At 67.7% G+C, this 23,555-nt stretch carries 7 protein-coding genes (1 of these 7 only partly in view); 5 read left to right on the top strand and 2 right to left on the bottom strand.

The window, feature by feature from the left end:
• The 5 genes from ACIQWG_RS38215 to ACIQWG_RS38235 form a co-directional block, all read left to right on the top strand.
• Positions 1 to 15,496, top strand: partial view of a lonely Cys domain-containing protein gene (locus ACIQWG_RS38215; protein WP_404104886.1) — the 3' portion only. Its footprint begins 27,851 nt before the window's first position; 15,496 of the gene's 43,347 nt are visible here — the last part of the coding sequence; the start codon falls outside the window, past its left edge; the stop codon is at positions 15,494 to 15,496.
• A 151-nt stretch (positions 15,497 to 15,647) separates the two neighbouring features.
• Positions 15,648 to 16,511: a type VII secretion system-associated protein gene (locus ACIQWG_RS38220; RefSeq protein ID WP_404104890.1), complete on the top strand. Its 864-nt coding sequence runs from the start codon at positions 15,648 to 15,650 to the stop codon at positions 16,509 to 16,511.
• 155 nt (positions 16,512 to 16,666) lie between these two features.
• Positions 16,667 to 17,398 (top strand): type VII secretion system-associated protein, encoded by a 732-nt coding sequence (locus ACIQWG_RS38225; protein WP_404104893.1) that lies wholly within the window; start codon positions 16,667 to 16,669, stop codon positions 17,396 to 17,398.
• Between the two features lie 7 nt (positions 17,399 to 17,405).
• Positions 17,406 to 18,401, top strand: coding sequence for a type VII secretion system-associated protein (locus ACIQWG_RS38230; protein ID WP_404104896.1), 996 nt, complete (start codon positions 17,406 to 17,408; stop codon positions 18,399 to 18,401).
• Positions 18,398 to 21,388, top strand: coding sequence for a hypothetical protein (locus ACIQWG_RS38235; RefSeq protein WP_404104898.1), 2,991 nt, complete (start codon positions 18,398 to 18,400; stop codon positions 21,386 to 21,388). The genes ACIQWG_RS38230 and ACIQWG_RS38235 overlap by 4 nt, the downstream gene beginning before the upstream one ends.
• Before the next feature lie 389 nt (positions 21,389 to 21,777).
• On the opposite strand, the gene ACIQWG_RS38240 is transcribed toward ACIQWG_RS38235, so the two are convergent.
• Both ACIQWG_RS38240 and ACIQWG_RS38245 read right to left on the bottom strand, forming a co-directional pair.
• Positions 21,778 to 22,197, bottom strand: a complete 420-nt coding sequence (locus ACIQWG_RS38240; protein WP_404104901.1) for a hypothetical protein — start codon at positions 22,195 to 22,197, stop codon at positions 21,778 to 21,780.
• Between the two features lie 407 nt (positions 22,198 to 22,604).
• Positions 22,605 to 22,967, bottom strand: a complete 363-nt coding sequence (locus ACIQWG_RS38245) for a discoidin domain-containing protein (protein WP_404104903.1) — start codon at positions 22,965 to 22,967, stop codon at positions 22,605 to 22,607.
• Positions 22,968 to 23,555: the final 588 nt, after the last annotated feature.

The following is a 23,555-nucleotide window of genomic DNA, read 5'->3' on the forward strand; positions in this document are numbered from 1 at the left end:
CAGGCTGAGCGATGATGGCAAGCGGGTGGCTCAGCTACTTGCCGATGTGGCCGCGTCCGGCTTCGCCAGTGTCACTTTGGTCGCTTGTGCGCCGGACACGGACGGCACCACCAGGCAGCGCGCGGCACGCACCATCGCCGACCGTTCGGGCCTGGACGTGTACCTGCCCGAACGCCAGGTCGCGATTACTCCCGAGGACGGTGGCACGGCGGCCATCCATCTGCTGGAGGACGTGGCCGGGGGGCCGACCTCGTGGGTGGTTGTCCGGCCGGCGAGAGCCACCGTGAGCTCGCGGCTCTCGCCGGATGTGCAAGGCCTCGAGGGCATCACGGTGCCGGCTGCGCACACGGATTCTTCCTGGAAGGGGATGCCGTCCTATCCCGATGGCGCCTACCTCAACATCGCTGGCGGAGTGCTGCCAGGTGCCAGGGCCGGCGCGGTCCCGGCTCATGAACTGGCGGGCCAGGACGGCCCGCTGACCGAGGCAGAGACCCAGGATGTGCTCGCGGAAGTCCTGTCCCGCATGAATACGGGGCAGTTCAGCGCGGCCAGAATCCTCGTGGAACGCCTCGGCGGGCGAGCCGAGCGACTCACGGGACAGGCCGGTCATGCCCAAGCGGCAGAGTTGTACACACTGGCCGGCTCGCTCGTCAGGAACGTGAGTGCCCAGTACTCCGAGCCGGGAATGGGACAGCAGGTCCCCGCCGCACTGCGGCAGATCCCCAAGATGATTCATTTCGTCTGGGTCGGTCGTCCGATGAGTGAGGCGGCAGTGGCCAACGTCCTCGCCTGGGCGCACCGTGCCGCATCCTCGGGATGGCGGGTCGAGATGTGGACGGACACCGCAAAGGGTCCCTCCGGTGGGCCGGTCAGTGTGTGGGATCCGGCGACCAGATCCCAGTTGGAGCGGGCGGGCGTCACCTTCCGGGAGATCACCACCGTGCTGCCGCTGGCCCAGCCGCAGACCCGTGCGGGCTGGTGGTTCGGCACACGGATCGTCGCTTCACCGGTTGAGGAAGCCTCGGCGAAGCTTCGTACCCTTTACGCCAAGGCCCGCACCATCCCGCGTGCCGCCCCCATGGTCTCCGACTTGGCCCGCTACGCCATCCTGGCGCGTCACGGTGGCGTTTACGCTGATGTCGACATCGCCCCCGGCAGGGTGGTTCTGCCTCGCAGGCCGCTGGTGATGGGGAAGGATGACCTTCCCGTTCTCGCTCCGATCATGCGAGACGAAGTGGTCTTCCAGAACGTAGCTGAACGGGCCGCCTCCCAGCTGGGTAAGCCGACCAGTGACGTCACGATTCTGGAAGTCGTCGCCTTCCTGTGGAAAAGGGCCGAGTACGGCAACAATTTCATCGCCGTTCCCCCCGGGTCCAGGTTCACCGACAGGGTCATCGACACGATCCCGGAAGAGGCTCTCGGGCTGAACGGAGAGGAACTAGTGGGCGCCGCCGCGTGGCTGACCGGCCCACTCGTTTTGGCCAAGGCGGTGATCAACCACATTCGTGGCTTCGGTCTCGGCTCCACCACTGCCAGTGAGGACGGAGCCGCTGCCGACCCGAACGCCCAAGCCCTGTGGATCGGTCTGGACTGGCTCACCACGGGAAGCGCGAACCAGAAATATGAAACCCCGACGTCTGGCGCGGTCGGCACGACAACGTCCCGGCAGCCCCAACTTCGGTCCGCAAGCGAGACTCCCCAGGCCCCAATCTCTCTCGCCGAGAATCCCCCATTGCCCGAGCCAACCGCGGAGCGGGCCGTTTCCGATCCGCCGCGGCGTGGCAGCTACCGCCGCACTGGGTTGCACACAGCCGAACTTGACGGCACCGCCCTGGTCCTGCACGAGTCGCCCCCCTCGGACGACCCGCTCGCGGGCGCACTGCTGCTCGCCCTGAACCATGCTTCTCTTGATGCACTCCGGACAACCGGCGCCGACACGGCCGACGCCCTTCTCATCTGGTTGACGCAGCGTGTCAGGGACACCGACATACCCAATGGAGCAATTCCGTCACTGGACGGCGGGCGAGATATCGCAGTAAGCCTGCTGCTGAGTGCCGGCGTGCAAATCACCAGCGGGCAGCGGGCTCAGGCCGACCTCATGGGCGGCGCGCTGCCCGTGTCCGATGCCAGTCTTGGACCGGTGGAACAATTCCGGCTGCTGGTGCGTGACCCGTCGTACGGAGGCGGCGGGGAGGCCGTCGCCGACTTGACGGTCCGCGTCCTTGCCGCCGTGGCAACCCGCGAACTAGGTGTCCGCATCGCCCTCGTGGACTCAAGGGACAGAGCTGAGTTCCTCGGCGGCTTCGACAACAACGATGACGCCCCTGACGCCGCCGCGGACGCTCTGACGATAGCCCTGGTCCATAACCCCGATGGTCGACACCTCGCCGCCCTCCCAAACAGCACGCTGAACCGGGGCGACACCAGTGATGCTGCAGCGGCATCGCCCACCCTTGCTTCGAGGCCCGAAGAGGTTCGGGCCACGCCGGTGTCTCCTCTTAGGACGAGCAGCACTGGGCATCCGGCTCACGCGCTCGAAGGACACTTGGCGTCTGGCCAAATGGGGTCTCGTGGGCTTGATGCGGCATCGTCTCTGGCGGCCTCCCTGCTCGTAGCTCATTTCGGTCGGGGTGTGCTGAGTTCCGCTCTGTTCGACAAGTACGTCGTCGCTGTGCAGCGGCTCGAGCGGGTGCGTGCGGGGCATGAGGACTGGGCCGGAGGCCCTCTTGCCCTGTCGGCGTTGGCGCGGCGGGTGGTGCTTCATTCGGACAGTTCGTCGATGGTGGTGGAGAAGGGACACGTCGGCGAGCTGCTGGAGTTGGTCAACGATGCGGCGGATGAAGGGCGTGCGGGCAGTGTGGCGGCGCTGGAGGCGCGCCATCTGCAGCACCTGGGTGCTTATGATCCGGCGCGCTTCCCGGACAGGATCGAGACGCCGAGCGGTCTGGTGCCCGGCCGTAACTGGAGTGGCGCCGAATACGGCGTGATTGACACCACTCTTGTGGCCGCATTCGCGTATGGGACCTTCCATCGTCTTGATGTCGCGGCGACCGCCGGCGCCAAGTGGGCGGCTAATTCCTTCTTTGTGCTGGCTCCGGCTTCCACGGTGATGGGCTTTTCGGTCGATGGCGAGGTGATGGCTGAGCTGGTGGAGCATGATCCGGCTCTGCCGTCGGGCGTGGACGTTGTGCTTGTCGTTGACGGGAGCAAGTCGCGGTATCTGCTTGATGCGGCCAGGCTGCTGGCTTTGAGGCTGGATGGCCGGGCGAGTTCCGGGACAGCGACACCGGGAACGGCGAGTCCTCGGATCGTCTGGTCGCCCGATGGTGCTGTTGACATCGCTCGGAGATCACCCCATTCGGTTGTCGCCACTGCCAACATGCCTCGTGTTCCTCGGGTGGACTGGTTGCCCAGTCGCGGCGCGGAGTCGTACCCGATCCACGAGAACACAACATTCCCGGCCATGGACGGCGACCAGGTGATAGAGGTCCGCCACCACGAAGTGCACATGAGGTGGTTGAAGGACTCAAGTGGGACTGAAGTAATTGGTTTTGACGCAATCTCGGCGGTTGAGATGCGGACGGAGCAGTTGCACTTCCCCAAGCTGGGTTATGAAGAATTCAGGGAGTACAAAGAAGAGTCCACCGGTCTCAACTATCCGCTTCCTTTTGAGATCGGTGCCGTGCTGAGCTTCCACGGAGGGCCGGGAACGGCCTTGCTGCAGACCAAGGCCGGAAGGACCCTTGTTCTTACGGCTGCCCAGCTCCGGCACTTCATGACGCGCCACAGGAATCCGATTGTCGCCGCTTTGAGCCGTCGGCCGTCCGACAGGCCTCTGCTGCTCAATGTGTGCCACTCAATGAGCGGCACCGCAGATGAATGGCAGTTGATCGACGGCAGCGTGGGCCAGGTGATCTCCGACTCGACCGGCCATCGGACGGTGGGCGGAACGGCAACTGTCGCCTTCATCAGCAGGTTGTTCGGCGCTCGGCTGGAGCTCCGCTCGTTCCCTGACGGGCGGCCTTCGGAGTGGCGGTCTGCATGGCCGTATCCGAGTAGAAGTGACTTGGACCAGCTGGCGCGGGACACCGGGCTGGACCAGGTCGCACTGGCTCATGTTGCGGATACGGGTGATGTGGTTGGTCCGCTGGAGTCGGGGATGTCGGTGCTGCAGCGTCGGCTGATGCGCTGGGTGGTTGCCATGCGGCGCATACTCAACCGGCCGGATCTGGGTTCGCTGGGCAGCATCAGCGACCCGCAGACGCGGGCGCTTTCCCGCGGAGCGGCATTCCTGGAAGTGCTGCGGACCACCAGTCGGCCTGTGGGGCTGCTGCTCGACCGTGGGCTGTTGATGCAACCGGCTCTCGAAGTCGTGCTCGACCACTACGTGCAGGAAAGGCCCTATCTGGCGGGCAGGAGCATGGCTCATCAGTTCGAGGCCTTGCTCCGGGAAGCAGAGGCAGTGGCTGAGACAGTGGCTCGGGGCGGCCGCAGGCCGACGTTGTTGGAGTTCGTCACCAACCCGCTGCCTTCCGTTCCGCTGGTGCCCCACCCCGTCACCCCTGCACCTCAGTCGGTGCCGGCCACGGCTGCTGGTCCCGCCGTCGGTGCGCACGAGGACGTGGATCTGGCGGGCGCCCCCTCACTCCATGCCGTGCTGACCAGGGGGGGCCACGTCATTGACGGGGGTGGGTTCGCGATTGTTGGTGGTGATGGGGGGCGGATTGGTTGGGCTTCGTTTGGCGGGGCCGGCTGGGAGGCGCGTCGGGCTGCGTATGCGCGGTTGGGTGGGGCGACGGGTTTTGTGTCGTGGCGGCGGGATCTGTCAGGGGCGTTGATTGCGGCGCGTGGGCGTTTGCCGGGTGGGGGTAGCGCGGGGGGGACGTTCTACGCGGCCATGCACGGTGGGGCCGGTCCTTTGGCGGTGTATGGGCCGGGTGGTGTGGCGTTGGAGGATGACGGCGCTGGTGTGGCGCGGGCGCTGGGTGGGCTGGCGGGGCGTGGTGTTACGAGTCTGACGTTGCTGGCTTGTGCTCCTGACGAGGGGGCGGGTGGCGTTGAGGCGGCTCGTGAGCGGTCGTGGCGGCTTGCGGAGGGTCTGGGTCTGCCGGTGTATTACCCGACCGGCCGGGTGGCGGTGGATCTTCGTGAGGGGGCGGGGGTTGCCGATGTTCATCTGCTGGAGGATGGGCGTGGGCAGGCCACGGTGTGGGAGGTGGCCGATCCGGGTGCTCCAGCGCCGGTGGTGGCAGTGGTGGACACGCAGGGCAGCGCTCTTGATCCGGCGGTCCGGTATCCCAACCCGTGGATGATCAATGCTCATGGGGCGGGGACTGCGGTGCCAGCTCCGGCGCGGTGGGTTGAGGCATCGCTGCTGCGGGCGCTTGCGGGGGTTGATCTCGGGGATCGGCGTCGGGGGGTGCGGACGCAGGTCGACCTGGATGAGGTAGTGCGGCGTGTGCTGCGTCTGGACGGGCCAGAGGTGGTGCATGCGGGGCAGCGTCAGCGGTTGCTGGATCTGGTTCTTGATGCTGAGGCTGAGGGCCGGGCGCGCAGTGTGGTGGCTCTTGAGGCGTTCTACCTGCAGGCTTTGGGGGCGTTGTCGCCCAGCTCTCTGATCGTGGATGCTGCGGGTCGGGTGCAGGGGCGGGACTGGACGGATCAGGTACCGGCGGGCGGTCTGGACATGCGGAGGGTCGCGGTAGCCAGGCCCGGTGGCCAGGGCGGTGAACTAGTGCCGGGGTCTGAGGAGGCGGCGCTGTGGCCTGAGGACGTGTATGTGCTGATGGCGTCGGTCGGGGCGGAGCCTGGGACCGTCATGGTGCGCGCGGGCGGGCACATGTACGAGGTGAGTCCCGATGTTCAGGCTGAACTGTTGCGTTACGACCGGTACCGCCGACCAGGTAGTTCGGTGCTCCTGGCGATACCGATGGCTGCTGACCGGGAAGCCCGCCTGCCTCGGGTGGTGGCGCACAGGCTGCGCGTGAAGGTCTTTTCCCCGATCGGTCATATGGGGATCTTCCAGGGTCCGGGGGATGCCCAGCCGTATCTGGTGCGGGTCGACGTGGACCCCAAGAGGTGGCCGCTGGGGCGCTGGATGGTCAATCCTCCGGGGCTGGTTCCTCTGCCGGGTGAGGGCCCGGACGAGGCAGGCCAGTTGCTGAAGGACAGGGACGGTAACGAGTACTGGGTACTGGACCGTGACCTGATCACGCGCCCCATCGTCGGCCCGAACGGAGAGTCAGTCGGCCGCTCCAGCCACGACGACCCCGAATGGGATCGCTCACGTGCGGAGCTCTACCCCCGGCTGAGTTCGGTGGTGCAGTCCTATCACGTGGACCCATCGTCCAAGACCGGATACGTGAGTAAGAAGCGCCCGCCATGGGCTGACCTGCGTCGAAACGCGAAAGTTTACGTCCTTGCCGGGCACAACCTGGCAAACGCCACCTCGGTGTGGAACGTGAAGGGAAAGACGCTCTTCGGTGACGCCAAGGAGGCTGCTAAATGGCTGCAGCGGCGTCCAAGTCTGGCGCGGATGCGTGAGGCTGCACCAGGGAACACTTACATCATCTCGCAGCGGTGTTTCTCGGGCGCCAGGGAACGTGGCGCCTTGTCTTCGTCGCTGGACCGGATCGAGCCGGCCCAGGTTCTCGCCAACCACACCGATCTCCCCGTCTTCGGTCCGACCCAAGTAACTGGCGTGGTCACAACCACCGACAACTTCTTGTATCTTGAGGCCGGCTCCCGGGGTGAGTTCGGTGAATGGGTGACGTTCCGGCCGGAGCCTGCCGGGCGGAAGCTGGATGATCTCGCACGCGACATGGGACTACACGCGGGTGCGGGACCTGCCCCGGAGCAGGTACGGGAGGAGACGCTGCGTCTGGTGCGGGCGCTGCGGAGGGCTTTCAAGTCGTCACGAGCTGAGCGCGATAGGGATCTGGCGTGGGGCATCGGCGCGCTCGCGAAGCTGCGTCAGCTTGATCCGAAATTCAAGCACACGGGACTGTTCACCATGGAGTTCCTGGTGCACGTCACGCGTGCGTACGTGCGCGATCAGAACCCTCGTGCCGCCCAAGGAGAGCTGGCCCCGGACGATTTCAGGCGGATGCTCGTCCAGGCCGGCCGGTGGCACACGGCCGGGGCGCGCGCACTGACCCGGCAACTCGACCTGCCCATAGTGTCCGTCGTTGCGCGGGCGTGGACGGACAGCGGCCCGGAGGTCCTGGCGCGGGCAGTGCGGAGGCTCGGCGCGACCGACCGCCTGCAAGTGCAGGACATCGCTCTGGCGTTCTGGTCGCTGGTGCGGGCGCACTCCGGGATCGCCGACCAAGGCGGGGCCACGGATGCGCTGGTGCGTAAGGTGCTGCATCTGGACGACGCCCGGGCGGTGACCAGTACCGACGGATGGCGTGCCCATCTGAGGGTGGCGCAGGCGATTGCAGCCGGCCGCAGCGACTCCATTCCCGCCGCGTGGGCCGCCCACGACCTGATCAACCAAGGCGTGCTGGCACCGACAGTGGTCCGCGAAGGAAAGAGATTCGTGCGGAGCCTGCTGGGCCAGCCGGCGACGGCACTGGACGTGAGCCGGGTCGGTGTCCTTGACGCATCGAGGGGCGGCCGGCCGGTACCTGTCGGCGACGCTGCGTCCCTGTGGGGAGAGTCCGCATACGTCGTGCTGGTGGAGGGTGCTGGCCGTCACCTGCATGTCGTGCTCGGCGGACGGCGCTATTACGTGCCCTTCGACGAGATGGCCGAAGTGCTGGCAGTCGACCTGGAGGAGAGAGATATAGACCCGCTCGTGCCGATTGTCCTTGCCGTTCGTGGTCTTGGGACGGTGAGCAGGCAGCTGGCGCATGCGGTGGCGGATGCCACCGGTCGGCGGACATTCCACTCCTGGGCCGACGTTGTGGTGCAACCCGGTGGGGGCGCGGGCGGGCAGCCGGTGCTCGGGAGCATTCACACATCCGGCAGGCCGGTCGAGGTTGGCGCCGTGTGGAGGGTGGAGGCTCCTGACCGACCGCACTTCCACCACATGGACTTCGATGCGCACAGCGAGCTGTACCGGTTGGCGAGGGATTCATCGACCGAGGCCGTGGCCAGGACTGAGACATTTGCGGACGGAACAACACCATCGGCTGGGGACACATCAGCCGCGCGCCCGACCGTCCCGACGGCTACCGCGTTCGGTACGCAGGGCCCGGCCGATCAAGGTGGCCGTTCCTGGGGACCCCGCGATGGGGCTGGGCCTGTGGTGCTGGGTTCGGCGCGGTCGGTTGAAGGGTTGCTGCTGGCGGCGCTTGCGGGGGTTGTTCTCGGGGATGGCCGTCGTCGGGGTGTGCGGACGCGGGCGGAGCTGGATGGGGTGGTGCGGCGTGTGCTGCGTCTGGACGCGCTAGAGGTGGTAGGTGCGGGGCAGCGTCAGCAGTTGCTGGATCTGGTTTTTGATGCCGAGGCCGCCGGCCGGGCACACAGTGTGACCGGCCTTGAGGCGTTCTACTTGCAGGTTCTGGGTGCATTGTCCCGTAGCTCCCTGATTGTTGATGCCGCTGGCAGTGTGCAGGGGCGGGACTGGATTGGGCAGGCGCCGACAGGCGGACTGGACCTGCGGAAGGTCTCAGTACTCACACCGGATGGCCAGGGCGGTTTGAAGCAGGCGGACGGGTCGGCTGCGTCGGCGCCGTGGCCACAGAACGTGTACCTGGTAATGGCGTCCGCCGGGGCAGAACCCGGGACCATCATGGTGCGCGCGGGCGGGCGCTCGCACGCGATTTCCGGAGCAGTCCTGGGCGAACTGTTGTTGCTCGACAGGTTCTACGGGAAGGGCACCCCGGTGCTCCTGACCCTGTCGGACGCGGGCACGCCAATGGCAGCCGTCACGCCCGACGCCGCCCGTGCGGTGGCGACGGTGACGAAGGCGAAAGTTCACTCCAGCACCGGGGTGGTCGGCACCCATCGATCGCCGAGGGACGCCAGTCCGCATCTGGTACGGATCGACAGGGATCCGGGGAAGGCCCCGGCGGGGCAGTGGATGGTCAGCGTTCCCGGATTGGTGGCGCGGCCCGGTGAGGGCCCGGACGAAGCTGGGCAGCCGCTGCGGGACGCGAACGGCAAGAAGCAATGGGTACTGGACCGCGATCTGGTGACGCATACCATCGTCGACCCGGAGACAGGTGAGTCTGTTGGCCGGAGTAACCACAGCGGCGCCGAGTTTGCCCACGGCCGTGAGGAGTTCTACCCACACCTCCGTTCAGCGCTGTGGTTCTTCCATTTGGACAGCGCCGCCCCCACCGACCGCATCGTGGGTCTGGAGGCGACACCGTGGAGGACGGAGAAACTGCCCACGGGCGCAAGGGTCTACATAGCCGCTGGGCACAGCCTGCCGGATGGCACCTCGCTGCTTTCCGCGCGGACTGACGGCCGCGAAAGGGGGATGGAGGCGACTGCTGTCGATGTCGGCAGATGGCTGCAGCGGCGTCCGAGCCTGACGCGAATGCGCGACGAGGCGTCCGGGCCCATGTACGTCATTGCGCATCGCTGCTACTCGGGGTCCCGGGGGCGGGACGTCTTCTCCTCTTCGCTGGACCGGATCGAACCGGCCCAGATCTTCGCCAACCACGCAGCCGTTCGGGTCTTCGCACCGACTCACGATGCCGGGGCGTATCCCCGTACGCCCTACATGTCCGTCGGCCCTCGAGGCGAGTTCGGCAAGTGGGCGGAGTTCTGGCCCGAGCCGACCGGGGACGTGCTCGACGCCCTTGCACTCGCTCTTGGCCTGCATGTTGGGGGCGGGGACATCCCGGATGCGGTGCGGGCGGCGGCGTTGCGTCTTGTACGGGCGCTGCGGAGGACGTTCGGGCCTGGCGCAGAGCTCAACGGGAAGCTGGTTCAAGGCATCGCCAAGCTGGAGGAGTCGCGCCGCAGGGATCCGGTGTTCACTGGCACCGGGCCCTTCACCATGGAGTTCTTCGAGCATGTCACGCGCATGTGGAAGCGACAGACCTCGGGGGAGATCCCTGCGCAGCTGGAAGAGAGTCACTACCGCGGGCTGCTACGTGAGGCGGTCCGCTGGGCGGAGGCTGACACCAGGGACCTGACCGGCCACCTTCCCCTGCCCGCGGTGACTTCGGCCGCTCCTGAATGGGCTCGGTCCGCGCAGGACCTGACACGTGAGGTGTTGCGCCTGGGCAGTGACGCGGCGCTCGGTACGCAGGAGCTGTCGGTGGCGTACTGGTCGCTGGTGCGGGCGCTCTCGGCCACTGGCCAGGGTGCCCCCCCGGACCACCTGGTGCGCAAGGTCCTGCATCTGGAGGCCGGCCAGCCGGTTAGCGGAGAAGAGGGGCGGCTGCTGCAGTTGCGTGTCGCGCAGGCGATCGCCGCGGGCTACAGCGATACCCGTCCTGCCGCGTGGGCAGCACACGATCTGGACCTGCGGGGCATGCTGAAATCGGGCACCGTGGCGCAAGCTCACGGCGGGTCCGTACGCAACCTGCTGGGCCGGCCGGTCCCGGCGATGGATCTGACCCGGATCATTATCCTGGAGCGCTCCTGGTCCGGTCATCTCACCGTCGTTGCCGGCGGCCCCGTACCGTGGCGGGGGAAGGTGCAGGCCGTGCTGGTGGAAGGGGCCGGCAGCGAACTGTCCGTTCAGCTCGACGGACACCGCGTGCACGTGCCCTTCGACGAGATGGCCGAAGCACTGGCAGTGACCAGCGACCGGGACCCGGACTCCGCACGCTTCGAACCGATCGTGCTCGTGGCCTGGGGCATCGGTGCCGAGATTCGCGATCTGGCGCAAGGCATTGCGGATGCCACCGGCCGGTACGTGTACAGCTACCCCGATGTCGAACTCTTCCCAGGACCGTACGGGGACTGCATCGGGCTCGTCCGCGATGCCAGTCACCAGAATCCTGTCCTGAGCGCGGCCATTCCTGACCGCCCACATTTCCAGTCCGTCCTCCCTCTGTCCGGAGGGGGCAGGAAGCAAAGCGACGGGCCTTCGCCCACAGCCGGGGCGGGGCTCCCTGCGGGCACCGATCCAAACGCGGCCGCAGCGGATCAGACGGCTTCCGCACTACCGGCGACGGGGGGCTACCGCCAGCTCGGGCCGCGCACCGCCGAACTCGACGGCACCGCCCTCGTCCTGCACGAGCCTCTCCCATCGGACGAACGGCTCGAAGGCCCGTTGATGTTCCGCGACGGCGACGGCCGTTACCTTGCCGCCCTCCCGCACAGCACGCCGAGCGTGGACGGCGGCCACCCTGACCCTGCGGCGGTCTCGTCCGGCGACGCTCCGGGAACCCGAGAGGTGCGGGCCACGTCTGTGCCCCCTCTTACGAGGAGCAGCGTCGGGCATCCGGCTCCGGCAACGGAAGTGCTTCAGCCTCCTGCTGTTCCTCAGGCGCGAGTAGGAGCACACCGGTTCGATGCGGCGGAGGCGCTCGAGTCGTACTTCGGTCCGGATGCGCGACGGCATTCAAGCTATGCGCGGTATCTGGCCGCTGTGGAGATCCTGGAGCGGCTTCGCGCGGGCCACGAGGACTGGTCCGACCGAACTCTTGATCTTCCGGCACTGGCGCGGCGGCTCGTACTTCACCAGGACGATTCGTCGGCACGCGCTGAACATGCCACGGTCCGCCAGATGCTCAGTCTGGTGGCGCTTGCGGTCGATGAGGGACGTGCGGACAGTCTGGCGGCGCTGGAAGCCCGTCATCTGCAGCACCTGGGTGCTTATGATCCGGCCCGTTTCCCGGACAGGATCGACACGCCGAACGGCCCGATGCCCTCCCGCAACTGGAGCGGTGTCGATCACGGTGTCATCGACACCGGGCAGACGGCAGAAATACTGGAGGACCGTAGCGGCAGGCGGATAAAGGAGTCCACTTACCGTCGGGCTAAGTGGGCAGCAGATTCATTCTTCGTCCTGGCTCCGGAATCCAAGGTGATGGGACTCCGGGTCGATGGTGAAGTAATGGCCGAATTGGTGAAGCATGATCCTGCGCGGATTGCGGGCAAGGAGGTCGTCTGGGTTATTTCCGCGGCAGACCCTGATGCGGCTTGGTGGGCCGCGCTGATAGCGGATGTTCCGGTGGTCTGGACCGCAGCCGATCGCACGGTACTTGTCGAAAGACCCCGCAACAGGAGAAATCCTCCTCATTTCATCTCGGTCGTCTTCACGTACGGCGTTCCCAAGGATCAGTGGCTTCCCTGTCGTCGCGAAGAGGCATTCCCGATCCGCGAGAACGCTTCATTCCTCGCTATGGATGGGAACCAGGTGAGGAGCGTGAGACACTCCGAACTCAACAAGCGGTGGTGCCTGAGTGAGGACGGGCAGCAGATCATCGGCCCCGATGTGGACTCGGCGGTTGCCCTGAAGTACCTGGCGGAGACCGCAGAGACCGGATATGAGAGTGTCCGCAAATACAAGGACGGGGTCACCGGCCCTGTCGATTACGTTCCCTTCCAAACTGGAGCCGTTGTCGGCTTCCATGGCCTTCCCGGTAAGGGGTTCCTGGATACGAGGGCAGGTAAGAGGATTACCCTCACTCCCGCCCAGTTGCCTGGATACATGGCGCGGTACAGAAACGTGCTCATCGCAGCCATGGAGCGTCGGCCCGGCCGGGCCTTGCTGGCGTACGTGTGCTTTGTGATGAGCAGTCCGGCCGGTGCCGAGGAACTGGTCGACGGCAGCATGGGCCAGTCCCTGGCCAACGCGCTGAGACTTGGTCCGGTCGTCGGAGCAACGGCGGAGGTCGGATTGGGAACTTCTCCAGAAGGCAAGACCAGATTTCTTCTCAGCCCGTTCCCTGACGGGGAGTCTTCGGGGTGGCGATTCGCCTGGCCGTACCCGACCCGGGACGACCTCGACGGGCTGGCGCGGGAGACAGGACTGGATCAGGTACCCCCCGCCCACCAGGAAGATCCAAGTGCTGCCGTCGGCCCGCTCGAAGCGGATATGACGGTGATCCAGCGCCGACTACTGCGCTGGGTGATCGCGATGCGCCAGCTGCTCAACCGGCCGGATCTGGGCTCATCGGGGAACCTGGACGACCCGCGCACGCGGGAGCTCGGCCATGGCGCGGCGGTGCTGGAGAAACTGCGATGCACTGATCCGCCCGCCGCCCTGCTGACCAAGAAAATCCTGCAGGCCATGCTCCGCAAGTACGTCAAGTACCGGCCGCACCTGGCAGGCATGGGGCAGGACGATCAGTTCGACACCATGCTCAGGGAAGCGGCAAAACAGGCCGGCTCGGTCGCGACCTTGAAGGAGTTCCTCAGCCGTCCGCCGGCCATGACGGCCACGCAACACTCGGCCGTCGTGTCCTGGTGGCGGCGGCTCGGCGTTCGCCGTCGTGACAGCCGGACAGCTCAGTCCTCGTCGGACGCAGCCGACGGCCCTGCCGGGACGGGACTCCTGCGGATAACGAAGGGCGGGGTGGTCGGCGGCGCCGGGGAGCTGCCCCGTGCGGAGCGTCCTGCCATGGCGGGAATCTCCAGGCGAGCTGGCGACGCGGTGGCGACCGGCAGTTCGGTGTCTGGCCGGATGAGCGCGGGCGGATTTGACGCCGCGTCCTCACTGGCAGCGTCCTTCCTCATGGCCCAGTTCGGCCGGGAGGTGCTGAGGTCACCCCTCTTCGAGGAGTACGTGGCCGCTGTGCAGACACTGGAGCGGGTGCGCAGGGAGCACGCGGACTGGTCCGAGGGGCCTCTTGATCTTCCAGCACTGGCACGCCGGATCGTGTTGCATGCGGACGGTCCGTCGGGAGATGTCGGCACGGATGCCATCCGGGGTCTGCTGGGAGTGGTGACGAAGGCCCTCGCGGAAGGACGCGCGGGCAGTCTCGCTGCGCTGGAAGCCCGGCATCTCCAGGAGCTCGGTGCCTACGACCAGGAGCAGTACCCGGCCTGGATCGAGACGCCGCACGGCAGGCTACCCGCCCGTAACTGGAGTGGTGTCGGTCATGGAGTGATCGACACCACTGTGACAGCAGAATTCACGGAAGACGTCGCGGGAAATCGCATCATGGAGGCCGTGGATGTACCGGCGAAGTGGGCGGCCGACTCCTTCTTCGTCCTTGCTCCGGGCCCTGAGGTGATGGGATTCACGGTCGATGGTGAAGTCTGCGCGGAACTGGTGGAACACGATCCGGACCGGCCCGCGGACAAGGACGTCGTTCTGGTGATCGGCGAGGTGAAATCAGAGAATCTTGTGGACGCGTCCCGGTCGTTGGCGTACCGGATCGGACGCGGTCGAACGCGTCATCGGACGGTCTGGGCTGCGGATGGCGCTGTCTTCGTTTCCGCACGTCCTTCCTCTTCACTCATCTCCGTCATCAACAAGCCCGGTCATCCCCCAGTCCAATGGGTGCCTGGCCGTGGCGAAGAGGCGTTCCCGCTTCACGAGAATGTTTCCTTCCTCGCTATGGACGGTGACCAGGTGAGGCGGGTGAGGCACGCCGAACTCAGCATGCGGTGGATGCTGAGCGCCGACGGGATGACGGTGATTGGTCTCGATTTCGACTCGGCGGTCAAGCTGCATCGGACGCAGAAAATTCTCCAGAGTTTCGCATATGATGCGATCGAGGTCAGCCAGGACATGGCTACCGGCATTTTTGACGCACTGCCCTTCGAAATCGGCGCCATGGTCGGCCTTCACGGAAATCCCGGCATCGGGTATGTGCGTACAAAAAGGGGCGAGCTTCTTGGTCTAGTACCCTCCCAAATCCCCGGATTCCTGGCGCGATACAAAAGGCCGATAATTGCTGCTCTGAAGCGCAGGCGTAACGGTGCCCTGTTTGCCTATGTGTGTCACTCGATGAGCGGGCCGTCCGGCATTGAGCGGCTCATCGGTGCCGACATTGGGCAGGCGATAGCCAATGCCATCGGATACCGTCACGTCGTCGGTGGGACGGAAGCAATCGGCTTGGGCCAGAGAAGCGGTGTGACCTGTTTCGAACTCGATGCGTTCCCTGACGGCCGTTCCTCGCAGTGGAGGTTTGGCTGGCCGTATCCGAGCCAAGAGGACCTCGACGGGCTAGCGCGGCAGACCGGGCTGGATCAGATCCCCGGGGCTAATGAGCCGATGACGGGAGCCGAGGCCGGTCCGCTGGAAGAGGACATGACGATGGTGCAGCGCCGGCTGCTGCGCTGGATGGTCGCCTTGCGGCTGGTCCTCGAGCGGCCAGATCTGGGTTCGTTGGGGAGCATGAACGACCCGCGGACGCTGGAGCTCGCTCATGGAGCGGCAGCGACGGAGGAGTTCCGGCTGCGGAGCGATCCCTTTGCCGGCCCGTTGACCGACGCGGACCTCCAGGACATCCTCGGCCGATACGTTCAGTACAGGCCGCGGCTGGCAAATGCGAGTCGAGCCGAGCAGTTGGACGCGATGCTCCGGGAAGCGGGAACGGTGGCGCGATCCAGCCCGAACACGACGCTGATGCAGTTCCTCACCAGCTCGTCCGGTGATGGTGCGACCACGCTCCACCAGGACACACCATGACCGTACGGACGGTCCCGCAGGCCGCAGGTGAACCGGACCGTGCGGACCGCGTAGACCGTGAAGAGGAATCCTGATGAAACTGGCGGCCGACGCTGCTGTAGCTGATGGGATTCGCTCGCTGACCGGGCAACGCACGAGAGGTGAGGACGACATGAGCGACGAGGACCAGCAGGGCATCGTGGACCGCTCCTTCGAGCACGCCGAGGACACCGGCCCAGAGGCGCTCCCGGCCGGGCAAGAGGCACAGGCCGACGTGATGGGGGTGTGGAAACTCGTCACCTCCCCCGAAGCCATGCCTGCCCCACCCGACGGGATCGTCAAGGCCGCCCGGCAGTCGCCCGACCGCTACTTCGTCCTGCCCGACCCATTCTGGGTGGGCGGAGCCATGCCGCCACCGTGGGCGTTTATGGGCCGGTGGCGGTCCGACAGCGAAGGGAACATTGTCAGCTGGGAGGACAATGAGGAGTACCGGCCATCGCCGGAGGCCCTCGGCTGGCGCCGGCCCGTAGACGCGGTCGACGCGGCGGTTCAGCTCGCCGTGACCAGATACGGCCCCGTGGAGGCGGTCGCACAGATGCTGGCGGTGACGCCGGAGCTGAACGTATTTCTCGACTCCGAGGGACAGCCCGATTTCGAGGAGCAGCCCGATGGGACGACGGTGCTGCCCGTCTCCACCCTGGCAGCCATGGACAACACGGAGCTGCCGCCGAACCGGACATCGTCACTCATGGGGCTCATCGACAGCCTGAACGAGGACCAGCGGCTGCTGTACTTGAGCCCCACCTCGCCGGCGAGCATGATCGTGACACCCGACGACATACGTCGGGCGGCACGGGAATTGGCCGAGCGCCAGGAGAACGGCGAGGACCTCATGCCCGGACTGCTGAGCCCCGCCGCCGCGTTCACGGACGAGGGCGCCAATGACGATGTGCCTCGGTACGCGTGGTCGACGCCGCCCGGAGGGATGCCGGACGACACGTCCCGGCGTCGTCTCCAGGGCACGCCCGAGGAGTAGACCCCACTCCCGGGCTCCGGCTTCCCGCACAGTGAACCAGCGCGGGCGGCCGCTCGTAGGTGGAGTGCCGGACATGCGTCGCGGCAGCGGTACACGACGGATGACGACCCGTCGCCACCGCGGCCAGTGCCCGCGTCCCACCACGACGAGGAGCTATGAACGAGGACGTCGAAACCGAGACGACCACGGCCGTCGAACACGTCGACGACGGCGATCAGGAGCCCGACGGCTCCGGCGACGAGATGCCACCGGTACCGCCGGATATCAGGGAGGCAGCCCGGCTCGCCCCCGATCACTGGCTGGGCTTGATCGATCCCGCGTGGTCCGGGAAGGGCGATCCGCCGACCTGGGCGGTCATCGGCCAGTGGCGGTCCGGTCCGAGCGGTGAGGTCGAAGAGTGGCGCGCCAACGAGGAGTACCGGCCGTCTCCGCAGGCAATGGGCTGGCCCGACCCTACCGACGAAGTGGACGAGGCGGTCCAGCTCGCGGCCACGGGCTATGGCCCGGGGAACGCCGTCACCCAGGCACTGGCCACAGCCGAAGTGGCGGTGCTGACCGGACCCGGTGGCGGCCCACTGTCCGCCACCACACCCGAGGGGCAACCAGTGATGCCGGTCTTCACGTCCCCGGTGCACCTGCAGACTGCGGGCCGCTTCGGCCACACACTGATGCCGGTGACCGAGGTGGTGGCGTTGATGCCCGAGGACCAGGTGCTCTACCTCAACCCGTCCGGCCCGGTGAGCATGACGGTGGAGATCGACGTACTGCGCGAGGCGGTCGAGGCCGCGGCGCAGGGAGTTGAGCTACCGGCACCGGAGGATTCGGCTGAGGAGACCCCGGTGCCGGAGCACCCCACGCCCCCGGCGACCATGAGCGGCGAAGGATGAGGACGCCATGAGCGACGTACCGCAGGAGCCGGGGCGAGGACCCGCCGATGACGTGGACGATCGCTCGGAGGACACCGAGACGCACACGGACTCCGCTCCCGACGCTGGAGGCGGCACATACGTCGAACTCGATGTCGCTGATGCTGACGACGAAGTCGATGGCCATGGTGAAGGCGACGGCCTTGCGCAACCGGAGGTCGCGGTCAACCGGGCCTCCACGCAGGGACAGGAAGTCATACCCGCTCCTCCGCCTGAGCTTCTTGCTGTCGCGCGGCAGTCCCCCGACCACTGGTTCTACATGCCCGATCCGAACTGGATGGGCGACGGACCGCCGCCGGAGTGGGCACTGATCGGCCGGTGGCGTACGGACGGGGCCGGCCGGATCGTGGAGTGGGAGGAGAACGAAGGGTACCGCCCGTCCCCGGAGGCGCTCGGCTGGCCGGAGCCCACCGATCCCGTGGACGCCGCGGTCCAGGGGGCCGCCACCGGCTACGGACCGCAGGAAGACGTGCTCCGGAGTTTGGCCGCGGTGGACAGAATCGCTGTGCTGGTTCAGGTCAATGGGGACCTACTCGTCACAACGAACGAGGACGGGACCATGGTGCCCTTCTTCACGCTGGCACCGCATCTGGACGGAATCGAGCCCGAGGAACTGCCCGCCCACGAAATCATGTCCGTTCACGAGCTCCTTCTCCACATCCCGGAAGAGGCGGAGCGAGTGCTCTACCTCAGCCCGAGTGCGCCCGTGTCCATGGCGCTGGAGGTCAAGTCCCTGGTCGACGCCCTTGGCGATGCCGGTGCGGAGTCCACACCGGAAGACCAGACGTCGGATGACGAGACGTCGGAAGACGTGACGGTGGACGACGTGGCTGATGGCGGCCGGCCGCCGGCGACGGTGGGCGCGGACGGACCCGCCCCCGCCGCTGCCGAGCAGACCGTTTCCGCAGAGAAGAGCGAACCCGAGGCCACCCAGGGCGAAGCCTCGGCTGGAGGTCCCGCGTGACCTGGCTCGGTGGCGTGTTGCCGCACGCGGCAGGACGCCTCCGCAGATCACGTCGGCAGTCGGAGCCCGAGGGCGAGCCCACCCCGGCGGACACCGCGGGGCCAACCTCCCAGGAAAAGCTGCCGCTGGTCGTGGAGACCATCGAGGGCGTCCGCCTGATCCGTAACCCGGAAGGCGCGGCCGCCACCGACCAGGTGGCCGAGGCAGGGCGCGCCATGCCCGCCGAGCAAGGTACGACCACTGTCGTGGTCGGAGTCGAGGGCGACGCCACCCCGGAACTGTGGACGCTTCTCGCAGAGGTACTGGATTCCCTGCACGACAGCGGGACGTCCACGGTCCGCCTGGTGATGTCCGGCGCGGGCGCGGATCGTCCGGGCGGCGTTCCCGTGGCGCAGCGGATCGCCGACGGCTGGGAGCTGGAGGTCGTCGCCCCCGAAGGCGACGTGGTGATGGTGCCCGGCGGTTCGCTGTTCGTTCTGGGACCGGCGGACAGCGGCGCCGGCTGGCGGCGGTTCGCCCCGGGTGCCGAACCCCGGTCGCTGGGGCCGCGCAGCCCGGCCCCTGCCTGGCAGGCGGCGATCGGACAGTTGCCCGGCCGCACACGCGGCGGGTGCGTGGTCGAGCAGGTACCCGCCGGCGTGCTGGTCCGGCCTGCCCGGGCGCGGTCCCCGCAGCCGGGTGACCTGGCCTACGCGGTTCCCGCCCACGACCGTGGACCGACGATGCTGGTCGGGACGCCCGGGGACAACTCGGGGGTGCCCTCCGACGATCTCGCCGCACTGCTGACCGCCCTGCCCGCCCCCGTACGCGCCACCGTCCGCCTCGCCCCGGGCAAGGCATCGGACCTGCTCCCGGTCGCCCAGGACGTCGCCGATCTGCTGGGCGCGGAGGTCGAGTTGCTGACCGGCCCCGCGCTGTTCACCCGCGAGGGCGTCAAGGAGCCCGGGACCGTCACCGGAGCGGCGGCCGATGTCGCGGCCTCTGCCGCGAACAGGCAGACCGCCGCCGCACGCCCGGTGCTGCTCGACGCCGACGGCGCACCCACGTGGCGGCCCTTCGTGGAGGCCGTGGCCTGCCAGCCCGCCCCCGACCCGGACGGGGCACCCGCGCCCGCCCCACGGCTTCTGCGATGGCATCCGCCGATCCCCGGCTACGGCAACGCCAAGGAGGGCGTGGTCCATCTGTCCGACCACTCGCAGGTGTCGGTGACCCGGGCAGGTCTCGCCGTCGGCCCGCGCGGCCGCAGACCGCCGCTGGCCGGGCGGCCGGTCGACGCCGGGAGAGTGGCGATCGAGGTGGGCGAACGGGGCCAGCCCCTGGAGGAGCCCCTCATCTCCGACCTGTCGAGGCTCCTTTTCGACCTGGACGTGGACGTACGGGAGCACACCACCCTGTACGTCCACGGCGTAGCGCTCGACGGAGGGCGTCGGATGCGACGGCTCGCCGTCCGTCACGGCGTGGCGCTCGTCGAGCCGCTCCCCGTGAAGGGGCAGCCGCTCCCGGCAGTCACCACGGAACGGCCGCCCTCCGCTGTCACACCGGTGCTTCCGGAGCCGGGGCCGCACACGCCCGCGGAGCCCGGACCGCGACCGCCCGCAGAGCCCGCCGAGCCGGAGACACCGCCAGTCCCGTCACCGTCGCGTCCCATGACCACCGGGTCGGACGGCCCTTCCGGCCCGTCCGGTGCCGCCGCGAGCCCGTCCGTCCCGGTCGAGCCGGCCGCACCCGAAAGCCGGCCCGAGTCCTCTGCGGCGAGCGGTCGGGCGGCCTCCGCCACCCCAGCGCCCGCCGGCGATCCGCTCCTGGGCGACTCTTTCACCTCCGACCCGCTCACGCGCGCCCCGCAGGCACCGGACGGTGATGGCTCCTCAACCCGTTTGCGCGACACTGCTTCCGCGCCGACTCCGTCGGCTGCAGCAACGTCCCAGGCGGACGAAGCCGCCTCGGAACATCCCACCGACCCTGCCGAGGAGCCGCTGCGGGATCCGGATCCAGTAGGCCCAGACCCGGACCCGGAGTACGAGCCGGAGCCCGAATCCGGCCGGGGGGATCCCCCATCGCCGCCCAACTCCGAGCCCTCATCACCTGGCCCGGCACCGGAAGCGGAAACGACACCGCTGATACCCGCACCCGAGGGCGCGTCGCTGTCAGCAGACTCGACCCCCCTCAACGGGCAGATCTCCGTTCCGGCCCAAGTTGCCGTACCGGTCCCGTTTCCGTCCACGCACCGCAGCACCGATGCCGAACGCGCCGCCTTCCGTGCACTGGCCGGGTCCGAGTGGGACCACCACGATGCCAGTGTCGCCCGAGCGCTGACCCGGATGCCCGTTCTGCGCGGACTGGCCGAGCAGGAATTCGCCCGCGTCGACCTCGTAGCCGTACACGCCTATCTGACCGCCGGATCAGGCCCCCTGTACCACGAGGACCTCGTGCGTGCCCTGCGTAACGACGACGACACTCTGCATCCCTACATCGCTTGTCTGGTGTCGGGACTGCGCAAACTCTCCTCATATCGCGGCGTGGTGTTGCGCGGCGGTTCGGTGTCTGCGGGGTTGGAGGGTCTAACACCAGGCATGGTGCTGCGGGATCCGGCCCCGATCAGCGCGGTGCCGCTCGGTGTCTCCCCGGTCCCGGCCGGCGACGTGCGGTACGCGATCCTGTCGTCCACCGGACGCCGGGCGAGCTCGCTGCTGGGAACCGGAAGCAGGTCGGGCGTTCCGGATGAGGTGATCTTCCCGCCCGGCACGGGATTCCGAGTGCTCCGTCTGCGCATGGGAGACACAGGGCCACTCATCCTGCTGCGTGAACTCCCCGCCACCGTCAGGGGTGTTCCCAGCCTGACCGGCGCCATGGACGATCGGGACCGATCAGCTCCGACACAGATGGAGAGGGCGCTGGACACCTATGCATCCGAGCTGAGAGCGGATCACACTTGGTCAGAGCGCTGCGCCGGCCCGATCGCGGGGGACACCGCGCTTGCTCCTTAGTGAAGGAAACCGCGGGTCACGGGTCACATCGCGTAGACCTGGGGACCCACCTCCAGCATGCCCTGCACCAGACGCCCCAGGGGTGCGGTCGTCCTTGAGCCACGGGCCCGTTGAGGCTGTTGGCGGGGGCTCACACCAGGTCAGGGCGCCAGATGATTTGGTCTGGGGGACGTGTGCGGTGAGGGAGAAGTAGGTGCACTCGGGCCTGGTTGGCGCGGCGGGACGGGGAGAAGCCCATAGGGCACGTGCGGCGGTGGGGCATCACGAACCGATGGGCCGGGCCGCGGCATCCAGGGAGGAGGGCGGTCCCGCGACCCAGCCCTGTTGGGGGCGCCAGTCATCCAAAGAACGCCCATGACGGACCGCCAGCCCCCACAGCGACCAGCCCGTCATGTGGATCTACGGCGGTGTTCGACATGTGGTTCACGGGTGCCATGGCCTTCTTGCCGGTGTCCGCTCCAGAGGTAACCGCATCGCGGTTGACCAGGACCTCGATGGTCCAGACGTTGCGCTCGAAGTACCCGGCATCGCTGTAGGCCCTGGCCAGCGTGTTCGGGGGTGATCTTGGCGTAATGCTGAGTGGCTTCCGGACTCCGGTTGCCGAGCCAGGCCTGCAGCTCGAAGAGCGTCATGAGCCCCTTGGCGTTGTAGAGCTGGCTGGCGATCGTGGACCGGGCCCGGCGGCGGGTGACGTTGCCCCGGACATCGGCGGTCGGGACGCTGGCCTTGCGGCAGAGCGACGGGACGACCGCGGTGTTGATGCAGGTGTTCGTGAGGCGTTTGGCCCGGTGCGGGAACAGGAAGTCCACCTGCTCACCGGTCTACGCTTCGCCCATTCGTCGTCGGCGGTCACCCCGGGGTCGGGGCTGATCAGCGCCGCGACGCTCCTGGGCGTGGCCAGCGCGCGGACGGGGTCGAATCGGTGGGAATCCACTCCCACTCCTGGCAGTCCCGGAAGAACGTCCTGGTCGCTGTGAGGTGAACGGCCTTCGTGCGAGGAGACAGCGGTTTCCCCCGCCAGGCTTAAGGCCATCACCAAAGTGAGCCCGCTACAGTTCCTCGAACGTCTGCGGCTACGGGAGGCGTGGTGGTGTCTGGTCGCGGGTGGTACCACGGCCGCGCGGGTCGCCCTGACCGCTGGCTGCACGAGTCCGACGCGGTTCCACCGCGCAGACCAGCGCGCCTATGACATGCCCCGGCCAGGACGCGTGAGCGCTCAGGGCCGGCCACCGAAGCCCTGGAACTCCCAGAGCGAATATCCGTAGCCGTTCGCGCGGCTGTTGCCGTACATGCGCACATAGCGGCCGGTGCCTGACCCGTTGCAGGACTCGGTGCCGCTTCCCGAGGCGACAGCGCACAGGGTGCGCCAGGTGACACCGTCGTCCGACAGCTGAACGCGGTAGTCGGTGGCGTGGTTCTCCCAGTCGAGTACTACATGACTGATGGCGGCCGTACTGCCGAGATCCACCCGGATCCACTCAGGGTCACTCCAGGTGCTGGACCAGCGAGTGATGGCCTTCCCGTCTACGGCGGTTTCCGCTCGGAAGCGGCCCTCGGTGGACGACGCTGTGACAGGCATGCCGTGGGACAGCAGGACGGGGTCAGCCGGCTCTTCAGGTGTCGCGGAGGACTGCTGGGGAACGGGGCGGACGCTTTGCCCGCCGGGGACGAAAGGAGCGGGAGGCTCCTGAGGATCGTTTCGGCCGGTCGAGGCGGTCGTACCGTCCGTCGTCGAATTGGACGGTGTGCTCGCCCTATGGGCTGCGGGCGGCGGCGCTGCTTGCACCGAGGGGATGTGTCGGGTCACCTCTACATGGCTTGAGCCGGCCTTGGTCGTGGGGTTGCCCGGCCACGGGACAGCATGCCGATCCGAGGTCTGATCGCCGTTGACGTGGACCCCACCCGTCCTGACCGTCAGGATCGCCGCGCACAGCACGGCGGCACCGGCGACGACGGCACCCGCGATATGCCACGCCTTCTTCCTGCCCCGGCGGGAAGCAGCGGGCGCCTGCACTCTCGTGAGGGCGACCGGCGGTAGCTCGTACACATAGTCGCGGCGCTCAGTACCGCTGTGTCCCATGCGGAGGCGCCCGCGACAGTCTGCTGGAGCCAATGTCCTGCACCCGGGCAGGAGACCGCACCGTTGACGTGCCGCATGCACGATGCG

The sequence above is a fragment of the Streptomyces sp. NPDC098781 genome (genome assembly GCF_044759995.1).
Lineage (GTDB): Bacteria > Actinomycetota > Actinomycetes > Streptomycetales > Streptomycetaceae > Streptomyces.